This window comes from Rhodopseudomonas sp. (assembly GCF_048594845.1).
In the GTDB taxonomy this organism is placed as follows: domain Bacteria; phylum Pseudomonadota; class Alphaproteobacteria; order Rhizobiales; family Xanthobacteraceae; genus Rhodopseudomonas.
The window spans coordinates 16,923-35,967 of sequence record NZ_JBMDXE010000312.1 but is presented as its reverse complement, the minus strand read 5'-3'; the positions used below and the strand labels follow the sequence as shown (position 1 = coordinate 35,967).

The following is a 19,045-nucleotide window of genomic DNA, read 5'->3' as shown; positions in this document are numbered from 1 at the left end:
CGGCACCGCCGCCATCATCCGCTTCTTCATCCGCTGATAGCGCAGTTGCCGGATCTTGCCCTTGATGTGCGGATCGCCTTCGGACTGCTTGTACTCTTCCTTCACCTCCTGCAGCGACATCTTCTGCCGCTCGTGCCAGGTACGATATTGGAAGAAGTAGTCGCCTGCCGCCACGAAGGCGAGCGCCCCGGCGACGGCGCCCATCAGCTTGAGCGTCAGCGACACGGTGACGCCGAGCAGCGCTGCGACATCCATCTGCAGCAGCGCGTCGAGCCGGTCACGTTCCGGATACAGCACGGCGACCATGATCACGCCGAGCACGATGACCTTGAACAGGCCCTTGAGAAAATTGGCCAGCGCCTGCTTGCCGAACAGGCGCTTGGCGCCTTCCATCGGCGACAGCTTGCTGAACTTCGGCGTCAGCCCCTCGGTCGAGAACACCAGCCGGTGCTGGATCAGATTGCTGCCGATCGCCACCAGCGCCAGCAGCAGCAGCGGTACGCCGAGCACCGAGATCAGCGTCAACATCAGGCTCTTGGTCAGCGCCAGCAGGCCGGCGCCGTCGACCTTGAGCATCCACGACTTCTCGATCAGGGTCTTCATCGGGCCGGTGACGCCGGTGCCGATCGAACCCGAAAAGCTCGACAGCAGCAGCGTGCCGCCCGCGATCACGAACCAGGTGTTGACCTCCTGGCTCTTGGCGACGTCGCCGCGTTTCAGAGCGTCGTCGAGACGCTTCTGTGTTGGCTCTTGTTGTTTCTCTTCGTCGTTATCGTCGGCCATCGCTCAGCGCTCCCCGAAGGTGAGGCTCAGCGCAGCGTCATGTCCTGCATGACGCCACCGAAATAGCCGATGAACGCGCCCATCATGGTGGTGAGCACCGCCGCGAGAATGATGAAGCCGATCATGATCGAGAGCGGCACACCGACGAAATACACCTGCATCTGCGGCATCAGCCGGGCGAGAATGCCGAGCCCGATGTTGAACACCAGACCGAACACCAGGAACGGCGCCGCGAGCTGCATGCCGATCTTGAAGGACGCGGCGAATGCGCGGGTCGCCAGCGCCGCGACGTCGCCGCTGTTGAGCAATTCGCCCGGCGCGAAGATCCGGTAGCTGTCGCTGAGCGCCTCGATCACCAGATGGTGCGAGTCGGTGGCGAACAGCATCGTCACGCCCAGAATTGTCAGAAAGTTGCCGATCAGCAGCCCCTGCTGACCCTGCGTCGGATCGACCGCGGTGACGAAGCCGAGCCCGAGCTGCTGCGCGATCACCGAGCCGGCCACCTGCAGCGCCGCCAGCGTGACGCGCGCCGTGGCGCCGAGCACGATGCCGATGATGATCTCCTGGATCATCAGCACCAGCAGCGGCGTCATCGACGACATGTCGACCTGATACGCGTTGCGATGCAGCGGCAGAATAATCAGCGTCAGACCGAGCGCGATCGACAGCTTGACGCGGGTAGGAATGTTGGTCTCGCCCAGCGTCGGAAACAGCATCACCATCGCGCCCACGCGGGCAAACACCAGCATGAAGGCGGCGCCGAGCGCGGGCAGAAACGAAACGTCGATGCGCATGGCCGGGTTCTGCGTCGGGACAGTTCGCCTCCACGGCGACGCCAGCGTCAGGCGCGGCAAACCTCGCCGCCAACGCTGCGCACCGGCCGGAGGCGCGGGTCCCGATCATGCGTCAACCGCCGGTGATTCGCGACGAGATCCGCAGCATCTCGACGTGGAGCTGGTCCGCCATGAACGGCAAGGTCAGCACCAGAGTGATGAAGATCGCGATGATCTTAGGCACGAAAACCAGCGTCTGCTCCTGGATCTGCGTCAGCGCCTGCACCAGCGACACAGCGACGCCGACCACGAGGCCGACCACCATCAGCGGCGCCGAGACGATGACGATCGTCCAGATCGCATCGCGCGCGACGTCGAGAGTTTCAGGACCGGTCATGGATGATCTTTCATGTGATGCTGCGTCAGCGCGAGGAGCGAAGCGGCGCAGCAGTTCAATTCCGTGCGCGTCGGACCGACCTTGGTTCGCCCTCAATGATGGGGGTTTCCGTCGGTCGACGAAGACTCAGATCGGCATCTTCAGGATGTCTTCGTAGGACTGGATCACGCGATCGCGCACCGACACCAGCGTCGACACCGCAACGTCCGTTTCGGCGACCGCGGTCACCACGTCCATGATGTTCGACTTGCCATTGGCCATCGCCACGGTCTGCGCGTCCGACTTGCGGCCGGCATCGAGCACGCTGTTCATCGCGTCCTTGACCAGCGCGCCGAACGACGGGCCGTTGTCGGTCGGCTTGCCGGCGCCGGCCGGATTGGCGAGACGGGCGAGGCTCGCATAGGCGTTGGCGGCGGAAATCGGGGATGCCATCGGTGGTCTCCTGGAGAGGCTGGCTCAGGTCCGGTCAGGCCTTGAGGATGTCGAGGGTGCGTTGGATCATCCGGCGCGTCGCGCTGATGACGTTGAGATTGGCTTCGTAGGACCGCTGCGCGGCGCGCATGTCGGTCATTTCGATCACCGAATTGACGTTGGGATACTTGACGTTGCCGTTGGCATCGGCCGCCGGATTTGTCGGTTCGTATTTGAGCTGGAAGGCCGACGTGTCCGGCTTGACGCGGCCGAGCGCGACGGTGCGCGCGTCGAGCGCGCGGTCGAGCGTCGAGGTGAAGGTCGGCACCTTGCGGCGATAGGGATCGCCACCCGGCGTCTGTCCGGTGGAATCGGCATTGGCGATGTTTTCCGAAATCACCCGCATCCGTCCGGCCTGCGCACGCAGCCCGGAGGTCGCGATACCCATCGACCTTGCGAAATCGCCTGCATCGTCTGCCATGGTTCAGGCTCCCTGCTCGCGGTGGTCAGCGCTTGCCGATCGCGGTCTTCAGCAGACCGAGACTGCGGCTGTAGAGCGAGGTCGCGGCCGCATAGTCCATCTGGTTGGCCGAGACCTTCATCATCTGGTCTTCGAGATTCACGGCATTGCCGGCGGGCCGCGTCTGGAAGCCGACCCGGCGATCTTCCGAGAAGGTGGTGGTGCCGCCCGGCGGCTTGAGATGCGATGTGCTGGTCATCATCATCGGTAGCGAACCGCCTGCGGTGGGGCCGGTCAGCTGGCCGGCCGAATCGAACTTCGGCTCGACCAGGTCCTTCGGCCTGAAATTCGGCGTGTCCGAATTCGAGACGTTCTCGGCGAGCACCTTCTGCCGCTCCTGATGCCATTGCATCTTGGTGCGCAGCGCCGCCAGCATCGGAAGATCGTTGATCGCCATCGCCGCCTCCATCCCGGTCTCGGACGCGCGTTGCGCCTCCGCCGGGAGTAGGCAGAATTTGCCGGGTGGATGGTTAACGACCGGTTAAGATTGGTTACGAAAGGCTTGCCACTTCATTACGAAAGCGTTGCCGCTGGGCGCGCGCGGCTCGGGATGCGGCCGATCGCACCGTTTGGTCCCCATGATTCGTGGCGTAAGAGAAAAATCGGATGGCAGTTCCGGCCGGCGGTTATTAAGAAGGGGTTAAGGAGCGCGCCGCCCGTCGCCGGGCTCGACCCGTTTTGGGCCGCTACCGACGGCAAAAACCGATGCGCTTCTCCGGGGATCGAGCATGCAACAGCCATTGATGTTCTTTTTTGCGTTTCTGGCCGTTCTGGCAATGATCGGCGCCGCCGCGTGGCTGGTCCGCCGCTTCGCCGGCAATCGTCTCGGCACGCATACCAAGAGCGGCCGGATGCCCCGCCTCGCCGTCATCGACGCCGCCGCGGTCGACGGCCGGCGCCGGCTGGTGCTGGTCCGCCGCGACAATGTCGAACACCTGCTGATGATCGGCGGCCCCAGCGACGTCGTCATCGAGACCGCCATCGTGCGCGCCAATCCGGCCCGCGAAGCCTCCCGCTCCGGACCGAGCATCGAGCCCCGGCTCGGTCCGGCGGATTGGGAAGCCGAAGGCGCCGCCGAGGCGCCCGAACCGCTGCTGCCCGAACTGCCGCCGCGCCCGGCGCGGCCGTCCTTCACCGAGGAACCCCGGCGGCCGGGTCCGGCCCCCATGCCGCCGCGCCGGACCAGCGAATTCCCGCCCAGCGATCCGTTCGCCGGACTCGTTCCCGAGCCGATGGTCCGCCCCGAGCTGCCGCCGGTCAGCCGGCCGGAGACGCGTCCCGAGCCCCGCGCGGAAGCTCGGCCCGAGCCGCGTATTGAGCCTGGCCCGCGCCCGCGTCCGGATCCGGTGATGCCGCGCCCGCCGCGGCCCGAACTTCCCAAGGCGCCGGTCCGCACCGAGCGCCCGATTCCGCCGATTGCCTCGCCGGCGCCGCTCGCGCCGCCAGTGTCCAGCGCGCCGGCTCCGGCCGCTGCTGCGGCTACACCTTCGTCCGCTGCCGCCCTGTCGGCCGCCGACCAGAATCTCGCCGAGATGGCCAACAGGCTCGAAGCGGCGCTGCGCCGCCCGCCGGACGCCAAGCCCGAAGCCGCCACTCCGGCCGCTCCCGAACCGGCTCGTCCGGCCCCGCGCGCACCCGAGCCACGTCCGGAGCCGCCGGCGGCTACCGCGCCTGCGACCAAGTCCGGCTTCGAAAGCCTCGAAGACGAGATGGCGTCGCTGTTGGGCCGGCCGAAGACACCTTCGTGAGCCCGCCGAGCCATCCGCGTAGAGTTTTCCAGTTTCTCGCCGTCCTGATCACCAGCGCCATTGCGCTGGCAACGTCGGCGCATGCGCAAGACGTCAGCATCAGTCTTGGTGCAGGCGGCGGCACTGGTGTCACCGAACGCGCCATCCAGTTGATCGCGCTGCTGACGGTGCTGTCGATCGCGCCGTCGATCCTGATCATGATGACGTCGTTCACCCGCATCGTCGTGGTGTTGTCATTGCTACGCACCGCGCTCGGCACCGCGACTGCGCCGCCCAACGCGGTGATCATCGCGCTGGCGCTGTTCCTCACCGCCTTCGTGATGGGACCGACGCTGCAAAAATCCTATGACGACGGCATCAAACCATTGATCGCCAACGAGATGAGCGTCGAAGACGCCCTGGTCCGTGCGTCCGGGCCGCTGCGCATCTTCATGCAGAAGAACGTGCGCGAGAAGGATCTGAAGCTGTTCCTCGACCTTTCCGGCGAACAGCCGCCTGCGACGCCGGAGGATCTGTCGCTTCGCATCCTGATGCCGGCCTTCATGATCTCGGAGCTCAAGCGTGCGTTCGAGATCGGCTTCCTGCTGTTCCTGCCGTTCCTGATCATCGACCTCGTCGTCGCCTCGGTGCTGATGTCGATGGGCATGATGATGCTGCCACCTGTCGTGGTGTCACTGCCGTTCAAGCTGATCTTCTTCGTGCTGGTCGACGGCTGGTCGCTGGTGGCCGGAAGCCTGGTGCAAAGCTACGGCGGCGGCGGGTAGCGACCACCTCGAAGTTCCCCTCGCCTTTCCGTGAGTCAGTCGGGGCGCGTAGCGACACCGAGCGAACCCGGAATGACGAAACGATAAATTGTCGTATCGCAGACGAGTCAGTTCACCGCGTCATCTTGATGACGCGCACCTTCTCCGGGCGGATGGAGCCGGTCGAGGTCATGTCGGCCCCAGGCGGAGTGGCTCTCGCGCTGGCGTCGGGGAAGCGCTGCTTCATTTCGCGCAGGAAGCCTTCCAGCGTATCCACGCTCGCCGCCATCTTGGCGATCGCCGCAAAGGCGGCGCTGTCGCCCGAGGTCGGCTTGCTGGCGATGTCGAAAGCGGTCTGATCGGCCGGATCGGTCATCAGCGGCGCAAACTTTTCACGGAAGCGACCGAGACCGAGCGCATCCTCCGCCAGCGCGTAGCCCACCACGGCACGGATCACGTCGCTCTTCTCGTCTGACGACAGCGGCGTGAAATCCTTCCAGCGATCACCGAGATAGAGTTCGATCTGCTCCGAGGACTCGCGCCAGCGTCGCGCCGCCCAGTAGATATCGGAGCGCAGCCGGATCGCCTCGCGGCCGCCGATATTGCTGATGATGTCGAGCGCGAGATCGTGACGGCCGATATCGCTCTGCGCCCGAGCCTCGATCAACAGCCGCTGCTGACGCAACTCGCCGGCGAGATCGGCGATGCGCGACGAATGCAGCGCCGCGATCGCGCGGTCCGGCTTGCGGTTCATCAGATAGACCATCGCCAGCCGCGCCGCGACCTGCGCTCGCGCCGCGCCCTCGAGCCGCTTGTCGACCTGATACTGCAGCAGCTCGCTGGCCTGATCGAGCAGATCCACAGCAACGAGACGGTCGGCAAGACGACGGATCATCTCGTCACCGCGACGGCCGATCGGCGTCAGCTCGCGAAATTCGTAGAAGGTGGCGAGCGCCTCGATCGGCGGCGTGTCGTCACCCTTGTTGCCGATATACATCTGGGCAAACAGCGCGCGGCTGTCGTCCTGCGCCTGGCGGGCATATTCGGAATTCGGCGCGAGCTGCGTCGCGGTGCGGGCGGCCGCAAGCGATTCACGATAACGGCCGGCGTTGGCGTAAAGCTTCGACAGCAACTGCTGGGTGCGGACTTCAAGATCGTCACCGCGCCAAGTCATCGACAGCCGCTCGAGCTCGGGCAGAGCATCTTCCGGCGAGAGCTCGTTGCGCTTGCTGCGCAGCACGATATCGCGAAACCTGGCTTCGCTGGCGGCCTGGCGATCCGGCGAAGCCATCGCCTCCTTGTAGCGCCGCAGTGCATCCTGATCGCGGCCGAGCGCCTCGTCGAGCCAGCCGCGCATCATCGTCACCTGTGGCGCCATCGCCGGCGGCACGCCGACCAGATCGAAATCGCTGCTGATCTTGGCGGCGCCGGAGTAATCGCGCACTTCCAGCGAGGCGCGCATCGCGGTTTCGAGGACTTCGCGTTGAATGTCCAGCGGCAGCGCCGTGATGGCGAACTGCACCGACTTCAGCTTCTCGCGCGCCTCGGCCCATTTGCCCTGGCGCGCCAACGCAACGCCCTTCCACATCTGCGCGTCGTAGGTCGAGGCGATCGCCGGATTGGCGATATCTTTCAGCGTCTGCTCGGGCCGCTCCATCAGCGCGGTGGCGGCGGCGTGGCCGATCATCGTCGCCGCGTCTTCCTGCCCGGACTTCATACCGAGCAGCGCCAGATCGAGCGCGCCTTTGGCTTCCTGGTACATGCCGCGCGCCATATAGAACCGCGCCAGATCAAGCCGCGCCGGCAGCACATCGTCACCGCTCGCGGTCGAGAGCGCGTTGATGCGAGCGTCGAGCGCGGGCAGATAGCGCCCTTCCTGATCCTTCGACCACTGCGGGATATCGAAGAACGGCCGCTCGGCCGGCGTACCCGCCTGCCCTGCCGGCTCCGCCGACGACAGCGTGAGCCCACCAGGCCGCGTCAGCACCACCGCATCGACCGCGGTTTCGACCGCGACGTCGTCGGACTTCAGTTCGATTACCACGCCGTGCAGCGTTTCCAGCAGATTGAACTCGACGAAGGTCTGCCGCTTGATGAAGCCGCGCGGCGGCGGCAGCGCGGTCACCACCGTCAGCGCGTCACCTGCTTCCGGATCGACCAGCCGATGCATCTGCCCGAGGCCGCTCAGCGCGATGCTGACGGTCGCCCGGTTCGGATCGGCAATGTTGCGCACGGCCGTCAACGGTCGAGATGCGGAGCGGCCGGAATCGGCGAGCGTGATCGACCAGGACTTGCCGGTACCGTCCTCGTCGCTCAGCGTCGCGAGTTGCGGACGATCGAGCCGGATGCGGATCGCCTGCCCATTCGGCAGTGCGATGCGGCTGACATCGCCGACGATCCCGCCACCCTCGCGGCGGATCGCGGTGAGATCGAACGGCACGGTGTTGTCGAGCACCAGCCACAGTACCTCGCCACGCCGGAACAGCGCGGCCGGCGTCGGCGCCGCGAAAGAAAGGTCGAGCTGCAGACCGTCCGACGTACGGCGCCCCTCGACCGGGCGGGCGGCGCTGGACAGCGACGGATTGGAAGCTGCGGCGGGCGGCGGCGAAGCAGGTTTCACTGCGGCTGCAGGCGCAGCGGGAGCGGCCGGCGCGACTATTGCGGCTGCGGGAGGTCCTGCTGCAGCAACGGCCGCTGCGGGAGTGGTAACCGCCGGCGGCCCGGTCGCCGGAAGCGCCTTGTCTCCGAGGCGAGCCGACGGTCCGGCCGGCGAAGCCGGGGCGGCGGACTTGGGCGAGGCAACGGGCTGCGCCGCAGGTGATGGGGGAGCCGGCTTCGCCGCAGATTTCGTCTCGGGCTTGGTGTCGGACTTGGTGTCGGACTTGGCCTCAGGCTTCGCCTCAGACTTGGCCTCAGACTTGGCCTCAGATTTTGTGTCGGACTTGGCGTCGGCTTTCGCGCCGGCCTTCGGTTCGGCCGCCGCTGCGGGCTTGGTCTCAGGCTTGGCCGGTTCGGGCTTCGCCTCGGGTTTGCCGGCATCAGCCTTGGCTTCCGAATTGGCCGCCGCGATCTTGGCAATCTCCGGCAGCATCAGCGCGGCGCCGTTCTTCTTCGGCGGTTCGCTTTCCTGAGGCTGGAAGCTGACGTCGACGATGAAGTTCTTGTCCTCGCGGAACGAGCGCACGTCCGCACCGCCGATCAGCGCGAAGTCGACGCTCGAGCCGTTGGCATCGGTCTTCTGGCTGATCGCGCCGACATTCGGCGCACCCGCGAGTTGCGCGTCGGCGAGATCGAAATTGAGACCGGTGTTGAAATGCACCGTGAGTTTCTTCTCGGTCAGCGTCGACGACACCTGAACGCCCGGCGGCACTTCGAACACGTAGCGCGCGAAGGTCGGCTGCATCGAGGCGCGGACGCGGATCGGCGGCCGCTTCTTGACCTCGGCCTTCGCCTGCTGGGCGCGCAGCGCGCGCTCGGCAGCACGGGCGCGTTCAGCCAGTGCCTTGACCACATCCTGTGGCAGGCTCGGCGGCGCGCCCACCCAATTATCCGGAAGGAAGTCGATGTAGAGCCGCTCACCGGCGACCATCGGATTGACGGTGAACTTGCGCAGCAGCGCCAGACGCACCGCATAGCCATCCGGATCGAGCCTGGCCGAGCCGATGTAATCGCGCGCCGCGTCGGTCAGCTTGTCGACCGGGATATCGACCGGCCGCTTGAACCTGATCACCACGATCAGTCCGGCCATCACCACGTCGGAGTCGACATCCTCGGCGAGGTTGAACAGCAGCCGGCCATAGCCACCGGTCGCCTCGAAGCTAGCTTCGCCGCGTACTGCCTGCTGCGCGGCAGCCGAGCGCGCCGACAGCACCACGCCGAGACAGAGCGCCAATGTCAGGCAGACTCGCGCGAGGCGCGAACAGAGCACCTGCGACCAGCTTGCAACGGCAGCCATCCGCGCCATCGGTTTCTTCCGGTCAACGACCCTTTTGCGGGCGAACCGAAGCCGCCCTCTCGCGTTATCCGACGCATCGCGTCCCGCGCGGCACGCCGCGCAGGCAATTCGACGTTACTTCATCATGAAAGCCGTTAACGCTGGTTTAACCATCGACCGAACCCGTTGATATCAAAGCCGTGCGACAGCCGGGCGAGGAGCTGGGTTGCGTCGAGTTTGATTCAAATAGGTCGGCTAATCCTGTTTTTTGTAGTATGACTTCGCGCGGGCCTCCTCCTTTTCTTTTCACATCAATATCCGCACCACAGGCGAGACTTTCGAGCAGCCGGTTAATTGGGGACCGCTTTAGTCATGCTGTTGAAGGGATTGTATAAAGTCGAATTTGAAACGCCGCGTCGCAAAGCCGTCGGAGTCGTTTTCGCCGAAGACGGCAAGCTGCGCGGCGGGAGCTCGGCATTCGCCTATATCGGCACCTACGAACAGGACGGTGGCAAGATCCGCGGCAAGATCAGCAGCCGTCGCCACACCAACGATCCGAACATCGCGTCGGTGTTCGGCGTCGATGAAGTTCGCGTCGAGTTTCAAGGTTCCTCGATCGGCGACTTCGCTCAGGTCGAGGGCGTCGCAGCCGAAGCTCCCGCGCTCGGGTTCAAGGCCGTACTGACGCGAATCTGCGACTGATCGCACCGCAACTGGCGTCGTCATGCGCGCCATCGTACAAATAGAGTAATTAGTTACCGCGCCGGCACCGGTCGTCCCTCGATCTTCGGGAGCGCTGCAGCGGAGGCTGTCGCAGCGCCCTTGCCGCTGGCGCGGCGCGCGAGTTCGACGGTCAGTTTCTCGGCGGCTTCCGGCGTCATCAGTCCGAGAATGTCGGACATCTTACGCGGCGCGATCTGCGACGCGATCTCGATCAGCACCGGCATCTCGAGCCGGTCGAAGATCTTCGCCGCGTCCTTCGGCTTCATCGACTCGTACATCGTGATGATGCCTTTGAAGCGCGCGGCGTCGGCCTCGCTCTTCTGCTCGGTCGCCTTGCCGATCTGGCCTTCGGTCGCCTTCATCTCCTCGACGCGGGATTCGATACGCTTCTCGGCCGCTTTCAGCAGGCTCTCGCGGATCTCGACCTCGCGGGCGCGCGCATCGAGTTCCTGCCGACGCGCCTGCAAGCGCTCCAGGATTGCGCGCTCGGACGGCGAGATGGCGGGCGGCTGCTCTTCGGGAGGCTTGGTCTCTTCGGGCGCCGCCACGGCAGGCTTCGGCTCCTCCTTTTTCGGAGGCGCCTGGACCGAGCCGGTGATGTCGGAGTTCAGATCGGGATCCGCTGCCTTGGTGGTGGCGCCGCCCGGATAGTTCAGGTTGGCCTGCGCCCATGACGGCTTGCTCGTGTTCGGATCGTAATCGAACACGTAGCCGCCATCGAGCAGCAGGCCGGCAATCTTCAGCACGGCAAGGCCGAGGATCGCGACCAGAACAACCGGGAGGATGCGGACGTCCCGAAATGCGTTCATGCAGCGAGGCCACTATGTCGTCGCCGTTCGGCGAAGGCTTCCGCAGCAGCAGCATTGGCGCGCGCCGCCGACAAGGTCGGCTGCGCTTCCGGCTGCTCTGACGACGGCCGCGCCGCGGCGACGATCTTCGACAGCCGGCGCAGCACGTTGTCGCCTTCGGCGAGTTGCTTCTTGAGTTGTTCCGACAGCGTGCTGGCAGACGCAATCTCGCGGCCGAGATTCTCGTTGACCTCACGCACCGTCAGCTTGAGCCCGCCGATGGCACGCTCGGCGATCTCGGTGACGGTGATCAGTTCGCCGATCGTCGCCTTCAGCGACTGCTCGTCGGCTTTGAGGCGCAGCAGCCTCTTGTTGAGCAGCCAGCAGTAGCCGATCGTCAGCAGCAACAGCATGGCGACGAGGCTTTCGATGACGAGTCCGAGTGTATGGCTCATTGTGCCTCCATCATTTTGCTTTGTTCGTCGGTGCGTTCGAACATGGCGTAGGTCGTGACCGGCTTGCGCAACGGCTTGGTGACGCGGATGGCGACGCGGTCGCCGACGCGGCCCATCCGGCCTTCCGTCAGGGTGACGTTGCCGCAGCGAACCGCGACCAGCGCGTCGGCGCGCAGTTCGAGCGGTAGCGTGTCGCCGACCTGCAGAGCCATCAGTTGCTTCAACGGTACCTCGGCCTCGTACAGCACCGCATCGACCGAGATATCGGCCTGGCCGATTTCGGTCGCGAGGTGACCTTCCCAGACCTGATCACGGCCGAATTTTTCGCCCATGAACATCTGCATCAGCACGCCGCGGATCGGCTCGATCGTGGCGTAAGGCAGCAGCAGTTCGATATTGCCGCCGCGGTCTTCCATGTCGATGTGCAGGCGGACCAGGATGGCGGCGTTGGCCGGACGGCTGATCGCCGCAAAGCGTGGGTTGGTCTCAAGCCGGTCGATCGAGAACGCCACCGGCGACAGCGGGCGGAACGCCTGCTCGGCGTCGGCGAGTACGACCTCGAGCAGTCGCTTCACCAGATTGGTTTCGATCGTGGTGTAGGGCCGCCCTTCGATCCGCAGCGATGCCTGGCCGCGCCGGCCGCCGAGCAGCACGTCGATCATCGAATAGATGAGGCTGGAGTCGACGGTGGCGAGTCCGAAATTCTGCCATTCCTCAGCCTTGAACACGCACAGCACCGCCGGTAGCGGGATCGAGTTCATGTAGTCGCCGAACCGCACCGAGGTGATGCGATCGAGCGAGACTTCGACGTTGTCCGAGGTGAAATTGCGCAGGCTCGTCGTCATCAACCGCACCAGGCGGTCGAACACAATTTCGAGCATCGGCAGACGCTCGTAGGAGACCATCGCCGAGTCGATGATCGCGCGAATGCCGGAGTTCTCGTCGAGATTGACCTCGCCGACGCTGAAGCCGAGGAGATTGTCGATCTCCTCCTGCGACAGCACGCGCTCGCCGCCGTTCTTGCCGCCACCGAGATCGCGGCCGCCGTCGTCGACCATGGCGGCCCATTGCTCCGCCATCGTCCCGGTGAGTTCGTTCTCCTGCGCCGCCTTCGCAGCAGCCTCGGGATCTTCCGAGGCCATCGACGCTTCCCATTGGGCGGCGATGGCGTCCTGGTCGAGTTGTTCCTGGCCGGCCATGTCAGCTCACTGCACCAGAACTTCCTTGAACAGCACCGCGTTCACCTGAGCAGGCGCGATCGCGACGTTGACCCGGCGGGTCAGCTCTTCCTTCATCCGAAACATCCCGACCGACCCGTTCAGGTCGTTCGAGCGCAGTTCACGCAAGTAAGTCTGAAACAGATCGGTGATCCTCGGCATCGTCGGCTTGATCTGCTCGGCGAGCTTGTCGTCCTTCACCTCGAGAACGATTTTGGCCTTGAGGTACTGCACCCGCTCGCCCGGCGAGCCGGCGAGGTTGACCATGATCTCGGGCACCTCGACGAAGTTCGGCGGCTTCACCTTCTCGACGTGTTCGGCGTGTTCCTTCTCGGCGCCGTGCCCCTTGAACAGGAAAAACCACGCGCCCCCGCCGCCGCCACCGAGCAGCAGCAAGGCCGCCGCCGCAATGATGATCAGCTTCTTCTTGCTTTTCGGCGCAGCGCCTTCGGCACCCTCGGCGCCTTCTTCCGGTTTCTCTGTATCCGCCATCGGCCGCGTCCGCCTGCAAGAAGAGCCGATGTGCCGTCCAGGCGAACCGTCAACGCGATACTAAAGCCGCCAGCGCCTCGAGCCCTGATTGCACGACGCTAATGTCGCAATGGTTAACGGAACCTTTCCAGACCGCCTCCAGCTAGGAAGTTTTTGCCGGGCAACATGGTCAACAAGTCCTTATTGCCGACCTCCGAGCCGCTCTCAAAATCGATAACATACTGATTTTTATAAGATTTGCGAGTTGGCACGGTGCTCGCAAGACGAATGAGCGAACCGCCGCTTGGGAGAGCGTCGGTTCACGGAGATCCGGCGAAGGTCTGGGAGGACTGGAGGCGGATCCTTAAAGGGAGAACCACCGATGCAGAATACGCTTCTGGTCGGCTTGTCGCGGCAGGTCGTGCTCGAACGACAGATGGATGTCGTCGCGAACAACCTGGCGAACATCAATACCAACGGCTTCAAGGCCGAGCGCTCGATGTTTCAGGAATTCCTGAACACCGGGGCGCACGAAGACAATTTTCCGTCGCCGGACCGCCGCGTCAGCTTCGTGCAGGACCGCGCCGCCTATCACGACTTCTCCTCCGGCCCGCTGGAAGAGACCAAGAACCCGCTCGACATCGCGATCGACGGCTCGGCCTTCCTGGTGGTACAGACGCCGGCCGGCGAGCGCTACACCCGCGACGGCAAGCTGACGATCAATCCGCAGGGCCAGCTCGTCAACGCCTCGGGCTATCCGGTGCTCGGCAATTCCGGCCCGATCGTGTTTCAGCCGACCGACAAGGCGATCAACATCGCCGCCGACGGCAATGTCAGCGTGCTCGAGGGCACCGCCACCATCGACTCGCTGCGCGGCAAGCTGCGGCTGGTGTCGTTCGCGCGGCCGCAGAGCCTGGAGAAGCAGGGCGGCAATCTGTTCGCCGCCACCAACGATCCCGGCGCGCCGGACACCAAGGCGGTGGTCCGCCAGGGCTTCGTCGAGAAGTCGAACGTCAATTCCGTCTCCGAGATGTCGCGGATGATCGCCGTCACCCGCTCCTACCAGTCCGTCGCCTCTCTGCTGCAGCAGGAGGGCGATCTGCAGAAGACCGCGATCGAGCGGCTCGCTGATGTACCGGCGTAAGGAGACCTGAGATGCGCGCACTCTACACCGCAGCGACCGGCATGGCCGCTCAGGAGCTCAACGTCCAGGTGATCTCCAACAACATCGCCAACATGCGGACGACCGGCTTCAAGAAGCAGACGGCGCAGTTCCAGGATCTGATCTACGACCACGTCCGCCGCGTCGGCGCGCAAGCGTCGGACCAGGGAACGATCATCCCGGTCGGCGTCGATATCGGCGGCGGCGTGAAGACCGTCGGTACGCCGCGGCTGATGACGCAGGGCACGCTGTCGACCACCGGCAACGACCTCGACCTCGCGGTGCGCGGCGAAGGCTTCTTCAAGATCCAGATGCCGGACGGCACCTTCCGCTACACCCGCGACGGCTCGTTCACCACCGACAACACCGGCCGCGTCGTAACCGCCGGCGGCAATCCGGTGCAGCCGACCATCACCATCCCGAACGGCGCCTACGGCATCACGGTGGCCAGCAATGGTCAGGTCTCGGTGACGGTCTCCGGTTCGACCACGCCGACCGTGATCGGCCAGATCGGCCTGACCCGCTTCATCAACAAGACCGGCCTGCAGCCGGAGGGCGACAACCTTTTCCTCGAGACGCAGGCATCCGGCCCGCCGCAGGATGGCATCGCCACCAACGACGGTCTCGGCGACATCATGCAGAAGACGCTCGAACAGGCCAACGTCGAAGTCGTCAACGAGATCTCCGACCTGATCGCCGCGCAGCGCGCTTACGAAATGAACGCGAAGGTCGTCAGCGCCGCCGATCAGATGCTGCAATCCACCTCCAACATGTTCCGCTGAGGGAGTTGACGATGATCCGCTCGCTCCTCGCCGCCGCCCTGCTCACCGCGCCGCTCGCGGCCGTCGCAGCCGAAACCGCTCCCCCGGCTGCGGTGCCCGCGCTGTCGCCGCAGATCGAAGAAGTTCTGCGCACGCCGGTGCTGCGCGCCCATATCGATGTATCCGACGAACTGGTGCGGATCGGCGACCTGATCGAGAACGCGGGTGTCGCCGCGCAGATCCCGGTGTATCGCGCGCCCGATCTGGGCACCACCGGTTCGCTCTCCACCACCGCCGTCATCGCCGCGCTGCGCGCTCATCAGGTGATCGGCGTCGATACCCGCGACATCCGCGAAGTCACCGTGACGCGCCTCGCCCGCAATCTGCCGGCGAAGGAAATCGAACAGCAGGTGATCGACACGCTGCAGCGGCGCCACGGCTTCGGTGAGGCCGAGGACTTGGCGCTGAGCTGGGACCGCGAGATCGAGTCACGCACGCTGCCCGCCAACTTCGACGGAGCGCCGCAACTCGTCTCCGACCGCTTCGACCGCCGCAGCGGCCGGTTCGACTTCAGCTTCGAGATCGCCGGCGGCGCCGATGCCGCCCCGGTGCGGCTGCGCGTGACCGGCACGGCGGTGGAAACCGCGAAGGTGACGGTGCTGACACGGCCGGTCGAGCGGAATGAAGTAATCAAGGCGTCCGATCTTGCGATCGAGCGCCGACCGAAGGCGGAGATCGCCTCCGACACGGTCACCTATGATGCCGCGGTTGGCATGCAGACGCGGCGGACGCTGCGCGGCGGCCAGATCCTGCGTACGGCCGACCTCTCCAAGCCCGATCTGGTCACGCGCGACCAGGGCGTGACGCTGATCTACCAGGCGGCCGGCATCTATCTCACCTCGCGCGGCAAGGCGCTGGAAACCGGCACCGAAGGCGACGTCATCAACGTCCTCAATCTGCAATCCAAGCGCACCGTGACGGCCACCGTGGTCGGACGCGGCCAGGTGATGGTGACGGTCGCAGTGCCGCGCGTCCTCGCCAGCGCCGCCCCCGCCGCGCCGACCGAACCCGCGATCGCCCGTACGTCCGCCTCCGCGAAGCCCGAGTGAGTTCAATGTTCAAGTTCGCCCCAATCAACCGCATCGTCCTGATCACCGCACTCGTCGGGATGGGCGGTCTCGCCGGCGGCTGCTCCTCGATCGACCGGCTCGCCTCGATCGGCGAACGGCCGGCGCTGAGCGCAATTGAAAATCCGACGACGCAGCCGGGCTACAAGCCGGTGCAGATGCCGATGCCGAAGCCGGAGGTCGCGTCCTACAACGCCAACTCGCTGTGGCGGAACGGTTCGCGCGCCTTCTTCCGCGATCAACGCGCCGCCAAGGTCGGCGACATCATGACGGTGACGGTGAACTTCACCGACAAGGCGAACATCGCCAACGAGACCCAGCGCAGCCGGAAGAACACCGAGGACTCCGGCATCACCGATTTCATCGGCAGCAAGACCATCACGGCGCCCGCCGCCGCGGTGCTGCCGGGCCGTATCCTGACCACCGACTCGACCTCCACCAGCGACGGCAAGGGTTCGGTGCAGCGGCAGGAAGCCTTGCAGACCAGCGTCGCCGCGGTGGTGACGCAGGTGCTGCCGAACGGCAACCTGGTGGTCGAGGGCAAGCAGGAAATCCGCGTCAACTTCGAAGTCCGCGAACTGATCGTCGCCGGCATCGTTCGGCCTGAAGATATCCAGAGCGACAACACCATCGACAGCAGCAAGATCGCACAGGCCCGCATCGCTTATGGCGGTCGCGGCCAGATCACCGATGTGCAGCAGCCGCGCTACGGCTCACAGGTGATGGACGTGTTGCTGCCCTTCTGATCATCACGATCCGACAACGAGCTCCCACACCCGGCCGCGAACCTAGGCGCGGTCAGGTGTTCCAACGCGGCCTCCTCCGGCTCTCCCTCCGGACGGAGGCCGCGGCCTTTTGCGACACGACGGTTCACCGACGACGAGCGGGCAAGCCGCGGCTGCGGATGACATCCGATGGCGCTGATCGCATGCAGAGACGTATAATTGTTAATTGTCCGCCGGCTTCCGTCGGGCCTGCGCAGCACGAACACTTTCCCAACTCGCTCCCGCACGCTCATACCGGCACGATCGCGCGCATCACGCTCATTCCCACATCGCTGTTGTATCGGCCCGTGCGGGCACTATTTTCCCATCAGCCCGGCGACCTGCCTTCGCAGACGTGGGCACGATGGAGAGACGAGATGACCAGGACGGGCGCCGCGCTGATCGCGGCTGCGACGATCTTCAGCTTCGCCGGAGCGCCGGCTCAGGCGCGCGATTTCCCCTATTGCCTGCAGGGCGGCGAATGGGGCTACCCCGGAAATTGCCAGTTCGATTCCTATCAGCAGTGCATGGTGACGGCGTCGGGCACCAAGGCCTATTGCGACGTCAATCCGGTGTTCGCCTTCGGCGCACAGCGGCAGCAGCCGGAGCCGCGCCGCTACCGGCGCTGAGCCGCGGCACAGATCAGTGGCCGGAGCCGCCGAGCGCGGCGCCGGGCTTGTCGTGTGTGCCGAGCCGCTCGACCAGCGTTGCCGTGGCGTCGTTCATCCCGATCACATCGACGGCGATGCCATGATGCCGGAATTTCAGCACGACACGATCCAGCGCGTTGATGCTGGTGATATCCCAGAGATGAGCCGCGGACAGGTCGATCACAACCCACTCCAAATCAGCCTCACGAAAGTCGAAAGCGTTGTGGAATGGGTCGGCGGTTGCGAAGAAGATCTGACCGGCCACCTTGTAGTGACGCACCGTCGACGCTTCGTCGCGCGACGAGACCACGCGAAATAATCGCGTCACCTTGTGGGCAAAGAACAGCCCGCTGAGGATCACGCCGAACAGAACGCCCTTGGCGAGATCGTGCGTCGCCACCACCACCGTGACGGTTCCGAGCATGACCAGGCTCGACGACCGCGGGTGGCTGACCAGGTTGCGGATCGACCGCCATTGGAACGTGTTGATCGACACCATGATCATCACCGCGACCAGCGCCGCCATCGGGATCTGCGCAACGTAGCGACCGAGCACGACGATCAGAAACAGCAGGAAGACGCCGGCCCACAACGTCGACAGCCGGCCACGTCCGCCGGACGAGACGTTGATCACCGATTGGCCGATCATTGCGCAGCCGGCCATGCCGCCGAGAAATCCCGATACGATGTTGGCCGCCCCCTGCCCGGCGCATTCGCGATTCTTATTCGATGTGGTGTCGGTCATCTCGTCGATGATCGCCGCCGTCATCAGGCTTTCGAGCAAGCCGACCATCGCGATGGTAAGTGATGTCGGCAGAATGATCTGCAGCGTCTCGAGCGTGAACGGGACCTGCGGCAGCGCGATCCACGGCAATTCGGTCGGCAGCGCGCCCATGTCGCCGACCTTGTAGATGTCGAGGCCGAGATACATCGACACGGCGCTGAGCAGAAGGATCGCGACCAGCGGAGATGGCACCACCCGGGTCAGTCGCGGCAGCCCATAGATGATCACGAGCCCGACCGCCGTCATTGCGTACACCACCGGACCACGTCCGATCAGTTCGGGCATCTGGGCGAGGAAGATCAGGATCGCGAGCGCATTGACGAAGCCAGTGACCACCGAGCGCGACACGAAGCGCATCAAGGTGCCGAGCCGCAGCATGCCGGCGATGATCTGGATCACGCCGGTCAGGATGGTCGCCGCGAACAGATAACCGAGGCCGTGCTCCTTCACCAACGTGACCATCAGCAGCGCCGTGGCGCCGGTCGCAGCCGAGATCATCGCGGGGCGTCCGCCTGCGAATGCGGTGACCACGGCAATGCAGAACGACGCATACAAACCGACTTTGGGGTCGACGCCGGCAATGATCGAGAATGCGATCGCTTCGGGAATCAGCGCCAGCGCGACGACAGTCCCGGCCAGCAATTCACGTGTGACGTGGGGAGCCCACTCACTTCGCAGGTGAACCATATCCATGAGGAAGTTTCCGTTTTTGGACGCGTGAAGGACGCGTCGCGCGCGCAAAGGGGCCATCAGCCGAGACGGCCGATCCTGAAAAGCCCGTGATGTTTTGCGTGGTCCGGCGGATTGGCGGCCGGAAGAGCCACCCGGAGTTGC

General features: G+C 65.0%; 20 protein-coding genes and 1 other annotated feature (1 of these 21 running past the window's edge). Of the genes, 8 read left to right on the top strand and 12 right to left on the bottom strand.

Going from position 1 to position 19,045, the window contains the following annotated elements:
• The 6 genes from ACOJTD_RS20825 to flgB form a co-directional block, all read right to left on the bottom strand.
• A partial coding sequence (locus ACOJTD_RS20825; RefSeq protein WP_420134766.1) for an EscU/YscU/HrcU family type III secretion system export apparatus switch protein occupies positions 1-783 on the bottom strand: 783 nt, incomplete at its 3' end.
• Positions 784-809: 26 nt separating this feature from the next.
• Positions 810-1,577: a flagellar biosynthetic protein FliR gene (gene fliR, locus ACOJTD_RS20820; protein WP_420134765.1), complete on the bottom strand. Its 768-nt coding sequence runs from the start codon at positions 1,575-1,577 to the stop codon at positions 810-812.
• A gap of 112 nt (positions 1,578-1,689) precedes the next feature.
• A complete protein-coding gene (gene fliQ, locus ACOJTD_RS20815) occupies positions 1,690-1,953 on the bottom strand; it encodes a flagellar biosynthesis protein FliQ (RefSeq protein WP_420134764.1) in 264 nt (87 codons plus the stop codon).
• Between the two features lie 126 nt (positions 1,954-2,079).
• Positions 2,080-2,385 (bottom strand): flagellar hook-basal body complex protein FliE, encoded by a 306-nt coding sequence (gene fliE, locus ACOJTD_RS20810; RefSeq protein ID WP_420134763.1) that lies wholly within the window; start codon positions 2,383-2,385, stop codon positions 2,080-2,082.
• A gap of 34 nt (positions 2,386-2,419) precedes the next feature.
• A complete protein-coding gene (flgC, locus tag ACOJTD_RS20805; RefSeq protein WP_420134762.1) occupies positions 2,420-2,845 on the bottom strand; it encodes a flagellar basal body rod protein FlgC in 426 nt (141 codons plus the stop codon).
• A 25-nt stretch (positions 2,846-2,870) separates the two neighbouring features.
• The gene (flgB, locus tag ACOJTD_RS20800; RefSeq protein ID WP_420134761.1) at positions 2,871-3,281 is read right to left on the bottom strand and encodes a flagellar basal body rod protein FlgB; all 411 of its coding nucleotides are present in this window, start codon (positions 3,279-3,281) and stop codon (positions 2,871-2,873) included.
• A 331-nt stretch (positions 3,282-3,612) separates the two neighbouring features.
• Between flgB and ACOJTD_RS20795 the strand changes: the two genes are divergently transcribed.
• Both ACOJTD_RS20795 and fliP read left to right on the top strand, forming a co-directional pair.
• Positions 3,613-4,632, top strand: coding sequence for a flagellar biosynthetic protein FliO (locus tag ACOJTD_RS20795; RefSeq protein ID WP_420134760.1), 1,020 nt, complete (start codon positions 3,613-3,615; stop codon positions 4,630-4,632).
• Positions 4,629-5,396 (top strand): flagellar type III secretion system pore protein FliP, encoded by a 768-nt coding sequence (gene fliP / locus ACOJTD_RS20790; RefSeq protein WP_420134759.1) that lies wholly within the window; start codon positions 4,629-4,631, stop codon positions 5,394-5,396. Before ACOJTD_RS20795 ends, fliP begins: the two co-directional genes overlap by 4 nt.
• 112 nt (positions 5,397-5,508) lie before the next feature.
• Here fliP and ACOJTD_RS20785 read toward each other — a convergent pair whose 3' ends face one another.
• Complete coding sequence (locus ACOJTD_RS20785) at positions 5,509-9,339, bottom strand: tetratricopeptide repeat protein (protein WP_420134758.1); 3,831 nt, start codon at positions 9,337-9,339, stop codon at positions 5,509-5,511.
• A gap of 342 nt (positions 9,340-9,681) precedes the next feature.
• Here ACOJTD_RS20785 and ACOJTD_RS20780 point away from each other — a divergent pair, with 342 nt between their 5' ends.
• Complete coding sequence (locus ACOJTD_RS20780) at positions 9,682-10,011, top strand: GrlR family regulatory protein (protein ID WP_420134757.1); 330 nt, start codon at positions 9,682-9,684, stop codon at positions 10,009-10,011.
• Positions 10,012-10,064: 53 nt separating this feature from the next.
• Here ACOJTD_RS20780 and ACOJTD_RS20775 read toward each other — a convergent pair whose 3' ends face one another.
• The 4 genes from ACOJTD_RS20775 to fliL are packed head-to-tail and all read right to left on the bottom strand — an operon-like array spanning position 10,065 to position 12,984.
• The gene (locus ACOJTD_RS20775) at positions 10,065-10,841 is read right to left on the bottom strand and encodes a flagellar protein FlbB (protein ID WP_420134756.1); all 777 of its coding nucleotides are present in this window, start codon (positions 10,839-10,841) and stop codon (positions 10,065-10,067) included.
• On the bottom strand, positions 10,838-11,275 hold the full coding sequence (locus ACOJTD_RS20770; protein ID WP_420134755.1) for a DUF6468 domain-containing protein: 438 nt from the start codon (positions 11,273-11,275) through the stop codon (positions 10,838-10,840). The genes ACOJTD_RS20775 and ACOJTD_RS20770 overlap by 4 nt, the downstream gene beginning before the upstream one ends.
• Positions 11,272-12,474 carry a flagellar motor switch protein FliM gene (gene fliM, locus ACOJTD_RS20765; protein ID WP_054162091.1) on the bottom strand — a complete coding sequence of 401 codons (1,203 nt, stop codon included), beginning with the start codon at positions 12,472-12,474 and terminating at the stop codon, positions 11,272-11,274. The genes ACOJTD_RS20770 and fliM overlap by 4 nt, the downstream gene beginning before the upstream one ends.
• A gap of 6 nt (positions 12,475-12,480) precedes the next feature.
• Positions 12,481-12,984 carry a flagellar basal body-associated protein FliL gene (gene fliL / locus ACOJTD_RS20760; RefSeq protein WP_420134754.1) on the bottom strand — a complete coding sequence of 168 codons (504 nt, stop codon included), beginning with the start codon at positions 12,982-12,984 and terminating at the stop codon, positions 12,481-12,483.
• A 361-nt stretch (positions 12,985-13,345) separates the two neighbouring features.
• Between fliL and flgF the strand changes: the two genes are divergently transcribed.
• The 5 genes from flgF to ACOJTD_RS20735 all read left to right on the top strand — a co-directional run bounded on the left by flgF (position 13,346) and on the right by ACOJTD_RS20735 (position 17,406).
• Positions 13,346-14,107, top strand: a complete 762-nt coding sequence (gene flgF, locus ACOJTD_RS20755) for a flagellar basal-body rod protein FlgF (protein WP_254981549.1) — start codon at positions 13,346-13,348, stop codon at positions 14,105-14,107.
• Between the two features lie 11 nt (positions 14,108-14,118).
• On the top strand, positions 14,119-14,907 hold the full coding sequence (gene flgG, locus ACOJTD_RS20750) for a flagellar basal-body rod protein FlgG (protein WP_054162088.1): 789 nt from the start codon (positions 14,119-14,121) through the stop codon (positions 14,905-14,907).
• An 11-nt stretch (positions 14,908-14,918) separates the two neighbouring features.
• Entirely contained in the window at positions 14,919-15,995 is a 1,077-nt protein-coding gene (gene flgA / locus ACOJTD_RS20745; RefSeq protein WP_420134753.1) for a flagellar basal body P-ring formation chaperone FlgA, read from the top strand.
• Positions 15,996-16,000: 5 nt separating this feature from the next.
• The gene (gene flgH, locus ACOJTD_RS20740) at positions 16,001-16,759 is read left to right on the top strand and encodes a flagellar basal body L-ring protein FlgH (protein ID WP_254981546.1); all 759 of its coding nucleotides are present in this window, start codon (positions 16,001-16,003) and stop codon (positions 16,757-16,759) included.
• A 395-nt stretch (positions 16,760-17,154) separates the two neighbouring features.
• The gene (locus ACOJTD_RS20735; RefSeq protein ID WP_420134752.1) at positions 17,155-17,406 is read left to right on the top strand and encodes a DUF3551 domain-containing protein; all 252 of its coding nucleotides are present in this window, start codon (positions 17,155-17,157) and stop codon (positions 17,404-17,406) included.
• A gap of 13 nt (positions 17,407-17,419) precedes the next feature.
• On the opposite strand, the gene ACOJTD_RS20730 is transcribed toward ACOJTD_RS20735, so the two are convergent.
• Positions 17,420-18,904, bottom strand: coding sequence for a SulP family inorganic anion transporter (locus tag ACOJTD_RS20730; protein ID WP_420134751.1), 1,485 nt, complete (start codon positions 18,902-18,904; stop codon positions 17,420-17,422).
• A gap of 97 nt (positions 18,905-19,001) precedes the next feature.
• Positions 19,002-19,045: a sequence feature (sul1 is cis-regulatory element that is thought to sense ions involved in sulfur or methionine metabolism; They are found in Alphaproteobacteria), on the bottom strand (it continues 12 nt past the right edge of the window).